This window comes from Pseudomonas sp. NPDC089534 (genome assembly GCF_044749305.1).
In the GTDB taxonomy this organism is placed as follows: Bacteria; Pseudomonadota; Gammaproteobacteria; order Pseudomonadales; family Pseudomonadaceae; genus Aquipseudomonas; species Aquipseudomonas ekonensis.
Genome location: NZ_JBIVHR010000005.1, coordinates 90,417 through 105,802 on the forward strand (window position 1 = coordinate 90,417; position 15,386 = coordinate 105,802).

A 15,386-nucleotide genomic window follows, 5' to 3' on the forward strand; every position below is an offset into this window, starting at 1 on the left:
GCCGCCTTCACCACACGCCGATCTGCACGGCTTTCTCGGTCTCGGGCTCGCCGTAGCGGAACCGCTGCCCGCGCTCGTCGATCTCCCGGTGACTGATGGTGGTGCGCCGCTTCAGCCCGCGCAGCCATTCGAACAGATACCCCGCATGTTCCTCCCGCACCGCCGCGTAAGCCGGATCGTCGCCGAGGTCGCGCAATTCCTGCGGGTCGTTCGACAAGTCGAAAAGCTGCGGCCGGAAGCCGTCGTAGGCCAGGTATTTCCAGCGTTCGCTGCGCACCATGGTCATGCGGCAGCGGTCGATGGGCTGGCCCAGCCGCTCCCGCGCCGGGGCCTGGAAGGCGTAGTCGTATTCGCTGATCGCGTAGCGGCGCCACTCGGGACGCTCGCCGTGCAGCAGGGGAATCAGTGAGCGTCCCTCCAGCCGGTGTTCGGCGCTCGGCAGGCCCAATGCCTCCAGGAACGTCGGCAATGCGTCGATGGTTTCCGCCAGCCGCTCGTCCACCGTGCCGCGGGTGATGTCCGCCGCCGCGCGCGGGTCGCGCACGATCAGCGGCACGCCCACCGCCTGCTCCAGCAGAAACTCCTTCTCGCCCAGGTAATGGTCGCCGAGAAAGTCGCCGTGATCGCTGGTGAAGACGATCAGCGTGTCCTCCCAATGCCCATTGCCTTGCAGGAAATCGAACAGCCGGCCGAGGTGGTCATCGATCTGTTTGACCAGGCCCATGTACGCAGGAATGACGTTCAGCCGCACTTCATCCCGGGAAAAGTTCAGGCTTTCTTCGTGTTGGCGGAAGGCGTTGTAAACCGGGTGGTTACTGGCGTTTTCGGAAGCGGCGCGCACCGGTTCGAGAATCGATTTCGTACTGTACAAGGCGTGGTACGGTGATGGTACGACATAAGGCCAATGCGGCTTTATGAAGGATAGGTGCAAACACCAGGATTGCCCGTTTTGTTCGTTGATGAAGTCGATGGCGCGATCAGTGGTGAAAGCGGTCTCCGAATGCCGCTCGGGAATGCGCGCCGGCAGGTGCGCGTGGCGCATGTGCCAGCCGCTGAGGATTTCGCCGTTCTCGCCTTCGGCGGCGTTGGCCCAGTCGTGCCAGGGGTTGCGGCCGCCGAAGCCGTGCCCGCGCAGGTAATGGGTGTAGGGGGCGGACTCGCGCTTGTCGTCGAACGCAGGGTCGTCGGGATAGATGCCGTCGTGCCGCAGGTACGGTTCGAAGCCGACTTCGTTGAGCACTCGGGCCTGATCGCCGTCGGGATCGAGCGCCAGCCGCTGCAGGCCGTCCAGGTTCGGCGTCGCGTGGGTCTTGCCCACCAGCGCGGTGTGGATGCCGTGGGGGCGCAGGTAGTCGCCGAGGGTCAGTTCATCCAGCGGCAGCGGCACGGCGTTCCACGCCACCTGGTGGCTGCTGACGTAGCGTCCGGTGTAGGCCGACATCCGCGACGGCCCGCAGATCGTGCCTTGGGTGTAGGCGCGGCTGAAGCGCACGCCGGCGGCGGCCAGGCGGTCGATGTTCGGGGTGTGCAGGTGCGGGTGGCCGTAGCAGGACAGGTAATCGCGGCGCAGTTGGTCGCACATGATGTACAGCACGTTGCGCACGGGTTTTGGCGGGTTGGGCATGGGGCTCACCGGTCAGGGGGACAGGCGGCTTTTTTCGCTGCGGGCGGGGTCGTTCGGCAAGTGCATTCGGGGAATGCCGGTCATGCAGGGATTGCATCGGCCCGGCGGCCTGCGGTGCCTTTACTGACGCCATCGCCAGCAGGCTGGCTCCCACAGGGTTCTGCGCTGATCACAGATGCCGGGTGTCGCCAGCCTTTTGTGGGAGCCAGCCTGCTGGCGATGGCGGCGGATCAGACCGCCAGCCCGTCGAGCGAGCACACCCCTTCGTCCAGCGCATCGATCTCGCGGATCTGCGCCACCATCGCCTCGGCCAGCGGTGACAGGCGATACCCCGCCCGGCTGACGATCCCGTAGCGGGTGTACAGCTCCTCCAGGTCATCCGCCAGGCCCTCGATCTTCAGGCACACCAGCTCGTCCCGGGCCCGGTGCAGCGCGTCGGAATACGCCCCGACGATGCCGATCGCATCCGAGCGCAGCACCACGCCGAGCAGGCTGGCGCTGTTTTCGCACTCCACGTTCGGCGTGAAGTCCGGGCGGCCGCTGAGGTCGACGATCACTTTGCGCAGGTTCGGCGGGCGGATGCTCACCGCCATCGGATAACTCATCAATTCGGCGGCGCTGACCCGCTCCCGCGCCGCCAGCGGATGCCCGGCGCGGCAGCAGAAATGCCATTTGCGCGGGCGCAGGCGATGGGTCAGGTAATCCGGGTCGGCCTCGAAATGCCGGGTGTCGGCGACGAAAAACTCGAACTCTTCGCTGTGCAGGCGCTTGCTCAGGCTCTGCCAGTCATCGACCTGGTAATGCACCCGCGCCTTGGGGTAGCGCCCGATGAAGCGGCCGACGGCCCGGGGGATGAGCCCCGCCGCCGGCGCCGGGCCGCAGCCGAAGCGCAGCTCGCCCGCTTCGAGGCCGTTGAACTGGCTGATCTCGTTGGCCATCTGCTGCGCGCCGCTGACCAGCCGCCGCGCATGCTCCAGCAGCACCAGGCCTTGCTTGGTCGGCGGCAGGTCCTTGCGACCCCGGTCGACCAACTGACAGCCGACGCTGTGCTCCAGCGCCTGGATGCTGCGGCTGAACGCCGACTGCGACAGGTTCACCGCCTGCGCGCCGGCGACGAAGCTGCGTTGTTCGGCAAGGGCGATGAAGTGACGTAACTGACGCAAGTCGATATGCATTTTTCACATAAAAAATATCCGGGAAATGCATTGGATATGCATTAGGTCGACTCCTTATAAAGGCAATCTCTTATGCAGTAAAAGTTTGTAAATCAATATACAAATAACTTTGAAGAATATGCAGCGCCGGATCGGCCTGTGCGTTCTTTGACCAGGAGCCGCCTCATGAGTCCGTTGAACCCCGCCACCGCGCTGCCGCCCCGACGGCTCAAACGCTTGCCCCTGGCCCTGTTGCTGGCCGGGACCGCCAACTGGAGCGCGGGCTACGCCGCCGATCCGCAAACCCCGGCGCCCGTTCCGGCCGGTAAGGGCGCCACTGCCGATTCACAGTTGGAAACCGTGACCGTCACCACCCGCCGCCGCGAGGAAAGCGCCCAGGACGTGCCGACGCCGATGAGCGTGGTCAGCGGCCAGACCCTGGAAACCCAGCGGGTCTACCGGATCCAGGACCTTCAGCAACTGGTGCCCAGCGTCAACGTCGCCTACATGCATGCGCGCCAGTCCAGCGTGTCGATCCGCGGCCTGGGCAACAACCCGGCCAGCGACGGGCTCGAAGGCAGCGTGGGGCTGTACATCGACAACGTGTACCTGGGCCGCCCGGGGATGGCGGTCTTCGACCTGATGGACATCGAGCAGCTCGAAGTGCTGCGCGGGCCTCAGGGCACGCTGTTCGGCAAGAACACCACCGCCGGGGTGATCAACATCGGCACCCGCGCGCCGAGCTTCACCCCGGAACGCAGCATCGAGACTTCGGTCGGCGAGGACGGCTACTTCCAGACCAAGGGCACGATCTCGGGGCCGCTCAACGACCAGTTGGCCGGGCGCTTTTCCGCCTACCGCACCCGCAGCGACGGCGACATCAAGAACGAGTTCAACGGGCACGACCTCAACGGCGGCTCCCGCGACGGTTTCCGCGCGCAGTTGCTGTTCAAGCCCAACGAGTCCTTCAACCTGCGCTGGATCGGCGACTACAACGAAGAGGACTCCAGCGCCGGCACCCGCGTGCTCTACAGCACCGGACCGACCATCAATGGCGTGAACCTCTATTCGGCGCGGGCGGCGGCGGCCGGTGCGACCCTGGTCAACGGTTCGCACCGCAAGGTCAACCTGGACAACGACCAGCACGTCACCGTGCACCAGGGCGGCACGTCGGTGGAGGCCAACTGGACGCTGCCGAGCGATTTCACCCTGACCTCGGTCAGTTCCTACCGGTTCTGGAACTTCACCCCGCGCAACGACGACGGCCTCAACGTACCGGCCACCTACAACGCCGGGGTGTCGGTGGAGGACAAACAGTATTCCCAGGAATTCCGCCTGGCCTCGCCCAAGGACGAATTCTTCGATTACGTGCTCGGCGCCTACTACTTCGGCTCGGACCTGGACAACAAATCCTTCGCCTACTACGGCCCGCAGGCGGACATCTGGAACGGCACGCCGCGCGGGGCGCTGGCCAACGTCGACACGGTCGGCCACGGCCACATCAAGACCGACAGCTTCGCGCTGTTCGCCCAAGGCACCTGGCACCTGACCGAGCGGCTGGACTTCACCGCCGGGGTGCGCGGCACCTATGAAGAGAAGAACGCCTGGGTCGACCGCGACGCACCCCGTGGCGGCGCTGCGGTGACCGGAGCGGCGGCCACGGCGCGGCGCGGCCGGGTCGGCGCCTACGATTCCGGCGACCTCAACCAATACAGCTCCAGCCCGTCCGGATTGCTCAACCTGAGTTACCGGTTCAGCGATGAACTGCTGGGCTACGCCACGCTGTCCCACGGCGAAAAGTCCGGCGGGGTCAACCTGGTGGTCGGGTCGGCGCCGACGGCAGGGGCCGATTCGCTGCTGATCGGCACCGAACGCGCCAACAACGCCGAGCTCGGTTTCAAGAGCACGCTGTGGGACCGTCGCCTGCAGCTCAACGCCAACGTGTTCTGGACGCAGGTCAACGCCTACCAGACCAACGCCTACGACGACGTCAACCGCGTGCAGTACCTGACCAACGCCGGTTCCGTGCGCTCGCGCGGGGTCGAGTTCGACAGCACGGTGATTCCGCTGCGCGGCCTGACGCTGAACTTCAACGGCTCCTACAACGACGTCAGCTACCTCTCGTACAAGGATGCGCCGTGCCCGCCGGAAGTCAGCCTCGCACCCGGGGCCCCGGCCTCCTGCGACCTCACCGGCCACCAAGTGGTCGGTGCCTCGAAGTGGATCGGCAACGCCAACGGCGAATACAAATGGAACCTGGACAACGGCTTCGAACCCTACGTCACCGCCAGCTACGCGTTCCGCTCCAAGGCGGTGGGCACGGTGGAGGACTCGGATTTCGGCCAGATCCCGAGCTACGCGGTGGTCAACTTTTCCACCGGCCTGCGCGGCGACTTCAACCAGGGTCAGTGGGACGTGTCGCTATGGCTGAAGAACGCCTTCGACAAGACCTACTACACGACGCTGTGGACGGGCGGCAACGGTGGGTATGAAGGCCTGCTCGGCACGCCGCGGACGTTGGGCGTGACGGGGCGTTATGACTTCTGACGCGCTGGGCAGGCACTTTGAGGCATCTGGGGCCGCGGGCGTTCATTGCACGTAAATGCAGGTCGACACTGTGCAGCTGCCTCTCTGGCCGGTCACCGTGATGAACTTGATGACCGAGCCGGCCGGCACCTCGATGTTGATGGGCTTCTCCGGATAGGTTTGGCTTTGGAAGCTTTCGTCCTTTTTCAGTTCCTGAGGCGCATTGCCCTTCTGGATGACTTTGATCAATGAGCCTGACTTGTTCCAAACCTCGGCTGTGGTGACTGCCACGGCCGGGGCAGGGCTCGCTTCGACAGGCAGGACCGGAACCTCCCCATCGGGAAGCGTCAGCGACTCCGCGTTCGCGACCTGTTGCAAAAGGGCCAGAAGCAGTGGGGGCAGGTAGGTCGAATGCCATGTTTTCATTTCAGATCCTCTTCTGCGAAGGGCGACATCAGGTGTCCGGCGAACCGCTGCATTTGTTTTATCTTCGTGTTCGAAACCTGTCACCTGTAAGAACTGTCAGGTGTATGAAGCATCGAATGCTTTGGAATCAAACGGAACAGAAAAATAATTATTCGAAATAACTTATTTTGAAAGGCGGTGACGGTTATTCCGTTTTCGTTTCAAACAGTCGGCTTTGCGGGTGGACAATGTTCAATTGTCGAACCATCCTGAGTGCCGTGAGTTTCCAGGAGGAAACTTGCTCTCATCGGAAGATACTTAACCAACGATTAAGGAAATCTCGTTATGTCGAGCATTAATGGCACTTATGTAAACGCTAACGCTGGCGCCAAACTGACGATTACCGATGGCAACGACTCCAACGGCACCTTCAGCGGCCGGTTCAGCCAGAACGGCGTGAACTATGACATCGCATACGGGCACTACCACTTCCAGAACAGCACCGGCCAGCCTACGATCATCACCTTCGCGGCCCTCAATGACGGCACCGGCTATCAGGCCTGGACACTGTTCTCGCCGGACCACAACTACTCGAAAGTGCGCGCGGTGGGTTCGCGCAACAACTTTGACGGCGATGTGGTCGGTCTGGCCGGGGAGTTCGTGAAACAGTAAAACACGCTGCAAGTAAAAAAGCCGATGCATGAAAGTGCATCGGCTTTTTTGTTTTGATTCACCAAGTGGCAACTATTCATTTCGTATTAGTTGTCCCCGCTTCTTGGGCCGCCCGTAAAACACATGCCTTGGATGAATACTTTTCATGCCTCAAAGGCATGCGGTTTTCCATCCTCCGCTACAGCCCTTGCCGGACGTGGCCTTGGCGGAAATGACCGTTTTTTATATTCCATATCCGTCTATTCATAACATCAAAGATTACTTTCGGAGATAAGCGACTGGCCCAATCATTGGGTCGTCGATCCGCCGTGGGGGATTCAACAAACGGCTGTCGGCAGCTTTGGCAGAACGAGAACGCAAAGAGACCGCAGGGAGTGAATCAATGGGCAATGTCCAGACCGCCGCCGCACAGGAGGTGCTGTGGCGCCAGGCGCCGAGCGGCGAATTGGTCGGTCTCGGCCGGCCTCACCGGGTGCCGCTGGGGCAGTTGCGTCTGCAGCGCTCGCCCAAAGGCATCCTGAGCCGGCGCGAAACGATCCTGCTCGGCGTGCTGGCGCTGGTGGTGCATGGCGCGGTGATCTACTGGGTCGGCCGGCAGCCGACCCCGGCGCTGCCGGTGGTGCCGCCGCAGGTCCCGCCGATGACCATCGAGTTTTCGCGTCCCGCGCCGCCGGCGCCTCCAGTGGTCGAGCCACCGCCGCCGGCGCCCGTGGTCGAACCGCCTCCGCCGGTGGAAGACGAACTGGCGGTGAAGCCGCCGCCGAAAAAACCGGTGCCGAAGCCGATTCCGAAACCGGTCGCCAAGCCCGTGCCCAAGCCTACGCCCAAGGCAGTCGAGCAACCGCCGGCACCGCCGCAGCCGGCTGCCCCGGTCGCGGCACCTGCGCCGCCCGCGCCGCCTGCGCCCGCACCGGTCACGCCGGCCTCGGCCAACGCCGCGTACCTGAAGAACCCGGCGCCGGAATACCCGTCGCTGGCCCAGCGCCGCGGCTGGGAAGGCACCGTGCTGCTCAGGGTGCACGTGTTGGCCAGCGGCAAGCCGGGCGAGATCCAGATCCAGAAAAGCAGCGGCCGGCAACAGCTCGACGACGCGGCGCTGGAGGCCGTGAAGCGTTGGAGCTTCGTGCCGGCCAAGCAGGGCGATGTCGCCCAGGACGGCTGGGTCAGCGTCCCCATCGATTTCAAGATTCACTGAACCGAAACCAAATTTGCGCGAAACGTTTATACGAGGGAATGCATCATGACGTTACTGGCCTCTCCACTGGAATCCATCGAAAGCGCAGTGATCTGGCTGCTGGTGGCCTTTTCCGTCGCCACCTGGGGACTGGCGCTGCTCAAGGCCGTCCAGTTCGGCCGGCTGAAGGCGCAGGACCGCAGGTTCCACAAGCGGTTCTGGGCGGCGTCGAGCCTGGATTCCGCCGCCGAGCTGAGCGAGACCCAGCCCGGCGCCGCCGCCCGGGTGGCCCAGGCCGGCTATGCGGCGATCCAGGTGGGCGAGGCGCCGGCGGCGGATCTGAGCCAGGCGATCAACCATCAGGATCGCCTGGAGCGTGCCTTGCGCCAGCAGATCGTGCGCGAGCGCCGCTCGCTGGAGACCGGTCTGGCGGTGGTCGCGAGCATCGGCAGCACCTCGCCGTTCATCGGCCTGTTCGGCACGGTGTGGGGGATCATGGAAGCGTTGAAGGGCATCAGCGCGGCGGGGTCGGCGAGCCTGGAAACGGTGGCCGGGCCCATCGGTGCGGCCCTGGTCGCCACCGGCGTGGGGATCGCCGTCGCCGTGCCGGCGGTGCTGGTTTACAACTATTTCCTGCGGCGCCTGAAGCTGACCGCGGCGGATCTGGACGACTTCGCCCATGACTTCTACAGCCTGGCGCAGAAGAGCGCGTTCCGCGTGCTGATCCACCCGACCGCCCAGCGCCCCGCGGTGGCCGGCGGCGCGGCGAAAGTGAAGGAGGCGTCCTGAGATGGCCTTCTCCACGCAAGACAGTGACGAGGTGCTGAGCGAGATCAACGTGACGCCGTTGGTGGATGTGATGCTGGTGCTGCTGGTGGTGTTCATCGTCACCGCGCCGCTGCTGACCAACGCGATACCGATCAACCTGCCCAAGACCGAAGCGGTGGCGCCGGTGGAGCAGAAGGATCCGCTGGTGGTGAGCATCGACGGGGCCGGCAAGCTGTTCATCAACAAGGATGAAATCCAGCCCGACCTGCTGGAGTTCAACCTCAAGGCCGCCAAGGCCAAGGATCCGGAAGTCCGCGTGCAGCTGCAGGCGGACGACGGCGTGAACTACGGCGAAGTGGCGCGGGCCATGGCGTCGATCGAGCGGGCCGGGATCACCAAGCTGTCGGTGATCACCGCACGGTGAACGAATATCGATTTTTGCGGGGCCGTCTCCTTGGCAGGGTGCGGCCCCTTTTTTGTCTTCAGCAGCAAGCTATGAGCTGCAAGCCGCAAGTAGGAGCCGCTTGCAGCTCGCAGCTCGCAGCTTGAGGCTTAAATCTAACTTTACGTTATTAATAAATAGCTTCTTATTCCTTAACGAATATAACTCCCGTCCCTATACTCGATCAGGAACAGACACGACGCAGGAGAGCATCCCCATGCGCAACGAATCAATCCGTTACCTGATTGTGCCGGGCTGGCAAGGATCGCCAGAGGATCATTGGCAGACCCACTGGCAGAACAGTCTGCCCAACAGCGCGCGGGTGGAGCAGGCCGATTGGCTGACGCCCCGGCGCGAGGATTGGGTGGCGGCGCTGGCCGAGGCGATCGCCGCCGACAGCACGCCGGTGATCCTGATCGCGCACAGCCTGGGTTGCATCACCGTTGCCCATTGGGCGGCCAACGCGCCGTTGCAGGCCCTGCGTCAGGTGCGCGGCGCGCTGCTGGTCGCGCCGGCGGATGTCGAGCGTCCGGCGTGCGTGCCGGCCCTGCGCAACTTCGCGCCGATCCCGACCGGCCTGCTGCCGTTCCCAAGCCAAGTGGTGAGCTCCGACAACGACGCCGCCGTCAGTGCCACCCGGGCCCTGGAGCTGGCGCGCAACTGGGGCGCCGAGGCGGGGATCCTCGCCGGGGCCGGGCACATCAATGTGAAGTCCGGCCATCGGCGCTGGGAGCAGGGATTCGCTTACCTGTACCGCTTGCAGAGCCGCATGGAGCATCACGCCCGGCGGCGCGCTTGACCCCTTCTTTCCATTCTTGATCGCCCCCGTCTCCCGGCGGTTCTGGGCGGGAGTCTGCCATGAGTCTCGAGACCTTCGGTCAGCCGTTGCTGACCTTTCCCGATGCGGAAAAAAGCCCCCTGAGCATCCGCGCCAAGGCGCTGGTGTTCGTCGATCCGCGCTCGCGCCGGTTGCGCGAGCACATGAACCAACTGGCCCCGCGTTCGGTCTCGGTGCTGATCCGCGGCGAAACCGGCACCGGCAAGGAACTGCTCGCCCGGCACATCCACCGCGCCAGTGACCGCAGCGGCCTGTTCGTGTCGGTCAACTGCGGGGCGATCAGCCCGACCTACGCCGACGCCGAACTGTTCGGCTATGCCGCCGGCAGCTACACGGGGTCGGCCAGCAGCCGCGCCGGCTGGTTCGGCTCGGCCAACGGCGGCACCCTGTACCTGGACGAAATCGGCGACTTGCCGCTGCCGATCCAGGTCAAATTGCTCGCCGCCCTGGAAAACCACGAAGTCACCCGTGTCGGCGCCCATCAGCCGAGCCCGGTGGACGTGCGCCTGGTGGCCGCCACCAGCATCGACCTGGCGCAGGCGGTGGCGGCGGGGAAATTCCATGAGCGGCTGTTCCATTACCTCAGCGAAGGCCATCTGGAACTGCCGGCCTTGCGCGAGCGGACCGGCGACATCCTGTCGCTGGCCGAATACTTCCTCGGCATCTACAGCCAGCGTCTGGACCTGCCGGTGCCGCTGATCAGCGAGGCAGCGCAGGAAGTGTTGGAGCGGCACAGTTGGCCGGGCAATACCCGGGAGCTGGAGAACGTCATTCACTTCGCGTTGCTGGTGAGCACGGGCGACGAAATCCTGCCCGAACACCTGAACCTGCCCGAGGCGTCCGGGTTGCTGGCCCAGCTTGAGCGCCATGTGGCGGGCACCGGCATCGGCGGGACGCCCGACGAGCGCAAGGCATTGAAAGGCTTGCTTTTGCGTCTGGCGGAAGGGTTGTGAGCGTTTTGTTCAGTATGAACAAAATGGAATATGAAGCTGAATAAACGTTATTGTCCGGGAATAAAAAATCCCGGTATTGTCCGCTTCACGCCAGCGATAGCACATCACTGGCACTTGTATTCAATGCCGTCGTCGATGACGACCATGACTTTCGATAAGGACACTGCATGAAAAAGGTTCTGCTGTTTTCCGCATTGGCGGCTGCCCTGACCGCATCCCTGGCCCAGGCCGGCGAGAAACTGGTGGTGGCGGCCACGCCGATCCCCCACGCCGAGATCCTCGAGCTGATCAAGCCGACCCTCGCCAAAGAAGGCGTGGATCTGGAAGTCAAAGTCTTCACCGACTACGTGCAGCCGAACGTGCAGGTGGGCGAGAAGCGCCTGGACGCCAACTACTTCCAGACCAAGCCTTACCTGGACAGCTTCAACGCCGGCAAATACAAGGACGACAAGGCCAAGTACCTGGTGACCGTGGAAGGCGTCCACGTCGAACCGTTCGGCGGCTACTCGAAGAAGTACAAATCGCTGGCGGACCTGCCGAACGGCGCGACCATCGCGATCCCGAACGAAGGCAGCAACAGCGGCCGCGCCCTGATCCTGCTGCAGAAGGCCGGCCTGATCGAGCTGAAGGATCCGAAGAACGCGCTGGCCACGCCGAAGGACATCGCCAAGAACCCGCACAACTTCAAGTTCAAGGAACTGGAATCGGCCCTGCTGCCGCGGGTGCTGAACGAAGTCGACCTGGACATGATCAACACCAACTACGCGTTGGAAGCCAAGCTGAACCCGACCAAGGACGCCCTGGTGATCGAAGGCGCGGACTCGCCTTACGTGAACTTCCTGGTGGCCCGTGAGGACAACAAGAACAGCGACGCGATCCAGAAGCTGGCCAAGGCCCTGACCAGCCCTGAAGTGAAGGCGTTCATCGAGAAGAAGTACAACGGCGCGGTATTGCCGGCGTTCTGATCCGACGCAGCAGCACCCCCTTCAAGGTGTGAAAACGCCGACGGCCAGCGATGGTCGTCGGCGTTTTTGTTTGCGCTGGATACTGTGGCGAGGGAGCTTGCTCCCGCTGGGCTGCGCAGCGGCCCCAAACCGGGCAACCGGCCGACTCGGGGCGAAGGCGTCGGCCGGATTCGCGACTGCTGTGCAGCCGAGCGGGAGCAAGCGCCCTCGCCACAGGGCCTAGGCGAGCCCCGTCTTCAGCGCCCTGCGCAACGCCACCAGCAGTTTCACGATGTCCTGCGGATCCAGCCGCTGCGGCACTTTTACGTCAGCCATGTTTTCTTCCTTGTAATGGTTTGGCCCAGGGAGTCTGGCCAAAAGCTGTGCGTCCTTGGAGGGGCAATCTCAAAAAAAGATCCTTCCTACAGCGGTGGGGAAAATAGCTTTCTTCACTTGCCCCGGTAAACCCGTCGATTAGTTTTTTGTGTGATATCAATATGCTTTATCGGTATTTAAATTATTGTTTTTATACCGATAAAGTCGGTGCCTGCAGGACGGCCACCCGCTGTCCATGGATTGCACCACCGTCGCTTACCGAGCGGCGTCAGGACGTTTCATGACCTTCGATTACGCGTTTATCCTCAGCACCCTGCCGGCCTTCCTGAGCGCCGTGGGCGTGACCCTGCAGGTCGGCCTGATCGCCATCGGCACGTCGTTGGCCGTGGCGCTGCTCAATGCGGCGCTCCTGGTCTTGCGTGTGCCCTACCTGCCAAAGGTCATCGCTCTCTACGTGGAACTGGCCCGCAACACGCCGCTGCTGATCCAGCTGTTTTTCGTCTACTTCGCCTTGCCGGCCGTGGGGGTTCACGTTTCCGGTTTCGCCGCCGCGATCATCACCCTGACGTTCCTCGGCGGCGCCTACCTGACCGAGGTGCTGCGCGCCGGCGTCGAAGCGGTGCCCAAGGGGCAGATCGAGTCGGGCCGTTCCCTCGGGCTGTCCGACCTGCAAGTGCTGCGCTACGTGATCCTGCCGCAGGCGGGAATCCTCAGCCTGCCGTCGCTGTTCGCCAATTTCATTTTCCTGCTCAAGGAAACCACGGTGGTGTCGGCCGTGGCGGTGCCGGAACTCCTCTACACCACCAAGAGCTACATCGCCCTCTACTACAAGACCTACGAAATGCTCGCCGTGCTGACGCTGATCTGCGTGCTGCTGTTCCTGCCGCTGTCGCTGCTGCTCGGCCGTCTGGAAAGGAGGCTGCAACATGGCCAGTTCGGGTCTTGAGCTGCTGTGGGTGTCGTTGCCGCAACTGGCGGCCGGCGCCGGGCAGACCTTGTCGATCTCGTTGCTGAGCATCGCGGTCAGCACCGTCGGCGGCGTGCTCTACGGCGTGCTGTGCACCCTCGGCGTGAAATGGCTCAACGCGGTGCTGCGGATCTACCTGGAGCTGTTCCGGGCGATTCCGGTGCTGGTCTGGCTGTACCTGCTGTTTTTCGGCCTGCCGATTTTCTTCGGCCTGAGCGTGCCGGGCTTCTGGTGCGCGGTGACGGTGCTGTCGCTGTGGGGCGCCAGCGAAGTCGGCGAGGTAGCGCGCGGCGCATTGCGCTCGTTGCCCCGCGGGCAGCGCGAGGCCGGGCTGTCGCTCGGTTTCAACACCTTGCAGCTCTACGCCTACGTACTGATGCCGCAGGCGCTCAAGCGCATGACGCCGCCGACCATCAACGTCTACACGCGCATCGTCAAGACCAGCTCCCTGGCGGTGCTGATCGGGGTGGTGGACGTGATCAAGGTCGGCCAGCAGATCATCGAGCGCACCTACGAATCGGTGCTGATCTACGGCGCGCTGTTTCTGTTCTTCTTTTTCATCTGCTACCCGCTCTCGGCCGCCTCCCGCGTGCTGGAGCGGCGCTGGGCCCACGCATGAGCGCATCCACCGCTTTGCAGGGCCCGCACCCCGCCCGAGATTTTCTTTGCGAACCCGCAGACCGCACGCGCGCAGCCGTTCCTGGAGAAGTTCTCCCACGCCGAGGCCTGGCCTTCGGCGACGTTGCCCAAAACGACTCAGACCAAGGAACTGTCATGAAAACTGCCAAATCGCTGTTCGTACTGCCCCTGCTCGGCCTCGCGCTGCTGGCCGGCTGCAACAAATCCGAGGAACCGGCCAAGCCCAAGGTCGCCAGCGAGAGCGCTGCGCCCGCCGGTTACCTGGACAAGATCAAGGCCCGCGACAAGCTGATCGTCGGTGTGTTCACCGACAAGCCGCCGTTCGGCTTCGTCAACGAGACGGGGCGCTACGTCGGCTTCGACACCGACATCGGCCGCCGGCTGGCCAAGGACCTGCTGGGCGACGAGAACAAGATCGAGTTCGTCGCCGTGGAGCCGGCCAGCCGGATCCCGTTCCTGCAAAGCGACAAGGTCGACCTGATCCTGGCCAACATGACCGTCACCCCGGAGCGCAAGGACGCGGTGGACTTCACCAACCCGAACCTGCGGGTGGCGGTGCAGGCGCTGGTGCCCGAGGGCAGTGCGGTGAAGAAGCTCGACGACCTGGCGACCCGCACCACCATCGTCACCACGGGCACCACCGCCGACATCTGGCTGACCAAGAACCACCCGGACTGGAAACTGCTCAAGTTCGAGAAGAACACCGAGTCGCTGCAGGCCCTGGCCAGCGGTCGCGGCGACGCCTACGCCCAGGACAACCTGGTGCTGTTCAGCTGGGCCAAGCAGAACCCGGGCTACCGCGTGCTGGACGAAAAGCTCGGCGCCGAGGCCCCGATCGCGCCGGCGGTGAAGAAGGGCAACATCGAGTTGCGCGACTGGGTGAACGCGGAACTGGCGAAGCTGGGCGAGGAGAAGTACCTGCTCAAGCTGTACGACCAGTACGTGCGCAAGGAACTGAGCGACGACACCAAGCCTGAGAGCGTGATCGTCGAAGGCGGCAAGTGGCAGGGCTGAGCGCCTGACCGAAACCTTGTGGCGAGGGAGCTTGCTCCCGCTTGGCTGCGCAGCGGCCATCAATGAGGCGACCTGATTTTCCTGATTCACCGGGTCGTAGGGTTTGGGGCCGCTGCGCAGCCCGGCGGGCGCAAGCGCCCTCGCCGCGGGCTCAATCCGGCCAGTGCCACGCCGGCTCGTCCAGCATCCGCTGGCCGACGACGCCGGTCTGGCCGAGGGTCTTCTCCAGCACGATGCAGTTGCAGTCCGGATCTTCCTGCAACGCCGAGATCAGCCGCCGGGCGTGGGACACCACCCACACCTGACAGTCCTGCGACACGCGGATGATCAGGCGCGCCAGCGCCGGCAGCAGGTCCGGGTGCAGGCTGGTCTCCGGTTCGTTCAGCACCATCAGCGACGGCGGGCGCGGCGTCAGCAGCGCCGCGACCAGCAGCAGGTAACGCAAGGTGCCGTCCGACAGCTCCGCCGCCGACAGCGGCCGCAGCAACCCTTCCTGATGGAACTCGATGGCGAAGCGTCCGCCGGCCAGCGGCGCGATCTCCAGGCGTGCGCCGGGAAACGCGTCGCTGACCGCTGCCCGCAAGGCGTCGGGGTCGCCGATCTCGATGATGGTGCGCAACGCCGCGGCCAGGTCCCGGCCGTCGTGGTGCAGCACCGGCGTACGGGTGCCCAGTTGCGGCTGGCGCGCCGGGGCGTCGGCGTCGCTGCGAAAGTGGTCGTAGAAGCGCCAGCGGCGGATGAACTCGCGCATCTGGAACACCTCCGGCGAGGTGCGCAGGCTGCCGACCTGATCGAACAGGCTGTCGAAGGTCGGCGTGTGCTGGGCCAGCACGTCCCAACGGCGGCCCTCGCGGGCGCGGATCATCGGGCCGTCGCGGTCCACCAGCAGGCTGGCCGGGCGATGGAAGGGCCCGGCCCAGATGCACTCCC

Annotated in this window: 15 protein-coding genes and 1 pseudogene; 12 read left to right on the top strand and 4 right to left on the bottom strand. The window is 64.2% G+C overall.

The features are described from left to right. Positions 1 to 7: 7 nt before the first annotated feature. On the bottom strand, positions 8 to 1,624 hold the full coding sequence (locus tag ACIP0B_RS02855) for an alkaline phosphatase family protein (protein WP_400829641.1): 1,617 nt from the start codon (positions 1,622 to 1,624) through the stop codon (positions 8 to 10). A gap of 230 nt (positions 1,625 to 1,854) precedes the next feature. Continuing rightward, positions 1,855 to 2,799, bottom strand: a complete 945-nt coding sequence (locus ACIP0B_RS02860) for a LysR family transcriptional regulator (protein WP_400829642.1) — start codon at positions 2,797 to 2,799, stop codon at positions 1,855 to 1,857. 165 nt (positions 2,800 to 2,964) lie between these two features. Between ACIP0B_RS02860 and ACIP0B_RS02865 the strand changes: the two genes are divergently transcribed. Then, complete coding sequence (locus tag ACIP0B_RS02865) at positions 2,965 to 5,325, top strand: TonB-dependent receptor (RefSeq protein ID WP_400829644.1); 2,361 nt, start codon at positions 2,965 to 2,967, stop codon at positions 5,323 to 5,325. Positions 5,326 to 5,367: 42 nt separating this feature from the next. Here the strand turns inward: ACIP0B_RS02865 and ACIP0B_RS02870 are convergent, their stop codons facing one another. Further along, a complete protein-coding gene (locus ACIP0B_RS02870) occupies positions 5,368 to 5,730 on the bottom strand; it encodes a hypothetical protein (RefSeq protein WP_400829645.1) in 363 nt (120 codons plus the stop codon). 324 nt (positions 5,731 to 6,054) lie between these two features. On the opposite strand from ACIP0B_RS02870, the gene ACIP0B_RS02875 reads away from it, so the two are divergent. The 11 genes and pseudogenes from ACIP0B_RS02875 to ACIP0B_RS02925 all read left to right on the top strand — a co-directional run bounded on the left by ACIP0B_RS02875 (position 6,055) and on the right by ACIP0B_RS02925 (position 14,456). Then, positions 6,055 to 6,381 carry a hypothetical protein gene (locus ACIP0B_RS02875; protein WP_085582046.1) on the top strand — a complete coding sequence of 109 codons (327 nt, stop codon included), beginning with the start codon at positions 6,055 to 6,057 and terminating at the stop codon, positions 6,379 to 6,381. Between the two features lie 382 nt (positions 6,382 to 6,763). Continuing rightward, positions 6,764 to 7,576, top strand: coding sequence for an energy transducer TonB (locus ACIP0B_RS02880; protein WP_400829646.1), 813 nt, complete (start codon positions 6,764 to 6,766; stop codon positions 7,574 to 7,576). 45 nt (positions 7,577 to 7,621) lie between these two features. Further along, the gene (locus ACIP0B_RS02885) at positions 7,622 to 8,344 is read left to right on the top strand and encodes a MotA/TolQ/ExbB proton channel family protein (RefSeq protein ID WP_400829648.1); all 723 of its coding nucleotides are present in this window, start codon (positions 7,622 to 7,624) and stop codon (positions 8,342 to 8,344) included. Between the two features lies 1 nt (position 8,345). Beyond that, a complete protein-coding gene (locus ACIP0B_RS02890; RefSeq protein WP_085631869.1) occupies positions 8,346 to 8,747 on the top strand; it encodes a biopolymer transporter ExbD in 402 nt (133 codons plus the stop codon). Between the two features lie 235 nt (positions 8,748 to 8,982). After that, positions 8,983 to 9,564 (top strand): alpha/beta hydrolase, encoded by a 582-nt coding sequence (locus ACIP0B_RS02895; RefSeq protein ID WP_400829649.1) that lies wholly within the window; start codon positions 8,983 to 8,985, stop codon positions 9,562 to 9,564. Positions 9,565 to 9,623: 59 nt separating this feature from the next. After that, entirely contained in the window at positions 9,624 to 10,556 is a 933-nt protein-coding gene (locus tag ACIP0B_RS02900) for a sigma 54-interacting transcriptional regulator (RefSeq protein ID WP_400829650.1), read from the top strand. A gap of 167 nt (positions 10,557 to 10,723) precedes the next feature. Then, positions 10,724 to 11,521 (top strand): MetQ/NlpA family ABC transporter substrate-binding protein, encoded by a 798-nt coding sequence (locus tag ACIP0B_RS02905; protein ID WP_217894140.1) that lies wholly within the window; start codon positions 10,724 to 10,726, stop codon positions 11,519 to 11,521. 595 nt (positions 11,522 to 12,116) lie between these two features. Continuing rightward, positions 12,117 to 12,782 (top strand): amino acid ABC transporter permease, encoded by a 666-nt coding sequence (locus ACIP0B_RS02910; protein ID WP_400829652.1) that lies wholly within the window; start codon positions 12,117 to 12,119, stop codon positions 12,780 to 12,782. After that, the gene (locus ACIP0B_RS02915; RefSeq protein ID WP_400829654.1) at positions 12,763 to 13,422 is read left to right on the top strand and encodes an amino acid ABC transporter permease; all 660 of its coding nucleotides are present in this window, start codon (positions 12,763 to 12,765) and stop codon (positions 13,420 to 13,422) included. The genes ACIP0B_RS02910 and ACIP0B_RS02915 overlap by 20 nt, the downstream gene beginning before the upstream one ends. 24 nt (positions 13,423 to 13,446) lie before the next feature. Then, a pseudogene (locus tag ACIP0B_RS02920) lies at positions 13,447 to 13,581 on the top strand (amino acid ABC transporter ATP-binding protein); the annotation flags it as partial. Then, on the top strand, positions 13,578 to 14,456 hold the full coding sequence (locus ACIP0B_RS02925) for a transporter substrate-binding domain-containing protein (RefSeq protein WP_400829656.1): 879 nt from the start codon (positions 13,578 to 13,580) through the stop codon (positions 14,454 to 14,456). The pseudogene ACIP0B_RS02920 and the gene ACIP0B_RS02925, both read left to right, overlap by 4 nt. A gap of 151 nt (positions 14,457 to 14,607) precedes the next feature. Here the strand turns inward: ACIP0B_RS02925 and ACIP0B_RS02930 are convergent. Then, the coding region (locus ACIP0B_RS02930; protein WP_400829657.1) for an AAA family ATPase at positions 14,608 to 15,386 on the bottom strand (779 nt) is incomplete at its 5' end.

Bases quoted from the DNA above. Each gene is read 5' to 3' on its own strand.
- ACIP0B_RS02855 (WP_400829641.1), bottom strand. From the start codon at position 1,624: ATGCCCAACCCGCCAAAACCCGTGCGCAACGTGCTGTACATCATGTGC.
- ACIP0B_RS02860 (WP_400829642.1), bottom strand. From the start codon at position 2,799: ATGCATATCGACTTGCGTCAGTTACGTCACTTCATCGCCCTTGCCGAA.
- ACIP0B_RS02865 (WP_400829644.1), top strand. From the start codon at position 2,965: ATGAGTCCGTTGAACCCCGCCACCGCGCTGCCGCCCCGACGGCTCAAA.
- ACIP0B_RS02870 (WP_400829645.1), bottom strand. From the start codon at position 5,730: ATGAAAACATGGCATTCGACCTACCTGCCCCCACTGCTTCTGGCCCTT.
- ACIP0B_RS02875 (WP_085582046.1), top strand. From the start codon at position 6,055: ATGTCGAGCATTAATGGCACTTATGTAAACGCTAACGCTGGCGCCAAA.
- ACIP0B_RS02880 (WP_400829646.1), top strand. From the start codon at position 6,764: ATGGGCAATGTCCAGACCGCCGCCGCACAGGAGGTGCTGTGGCGCCAG.
- ACIP0B_RS02885 (WP_400829648.1), top strand. From the start codon at position 7,622: ATGACGTTACTGGCCTCTCCACTGGAATCCATCGAAAGCGCAGTGATC.
- ACIP0B_RS02890 (WP_085631869.1), top strand. From the start codon at position 8,346: ATGGCCTTCTCCACGCAAGACAGTGACGAGGTGCTGAGCGAGATCAAC.
- ACIP0B_RS02895 (WP_400829649.1), top strand. From the start codon at position 8,983: ATGCGCAACGAATCAATCCGTTACCTGATTGTGCCGGGCTGGCAAGGA.
- ACIP0B_RS02900 (WP_400829650.1), top strand. From the start codon at position 9,624: ATGAGTCTCGAGACCTTCGGTCAGCCGTTGCTGACCTTTCCCGATGCG.
- ACIP0B_RS02905 (WP_217894140.1), top strand. From the start codon at position 10,724: ATGAAAAAGGTTCTGCTGTTTTCCGCATTGGCGGCTGCCCTGACCGCA.
- ACIP0B_RS02910 (WP_400829652.1), top strand. From the start codon at position 12,117: ATGACCTTCGATTACGCGTTTATCCTCAGCACCCTGCCGGCCTTCCTG.
- ACIP0B_RS02915 (WP_400829654.1), top strand. From the start codon at position 12,763: ATGGCCAGTTCGGGTCTTGAGCTGCTGTGGGTGTCGTTGCCGCAACTG.
- ACIP0B_RS02925 (WP_400829656.1), top strand. From the start codon at position 13,578: ATGAAAACTGCCAAATCGCTGTTCGTACTGCCCCTGCTCGGCCTCGCG.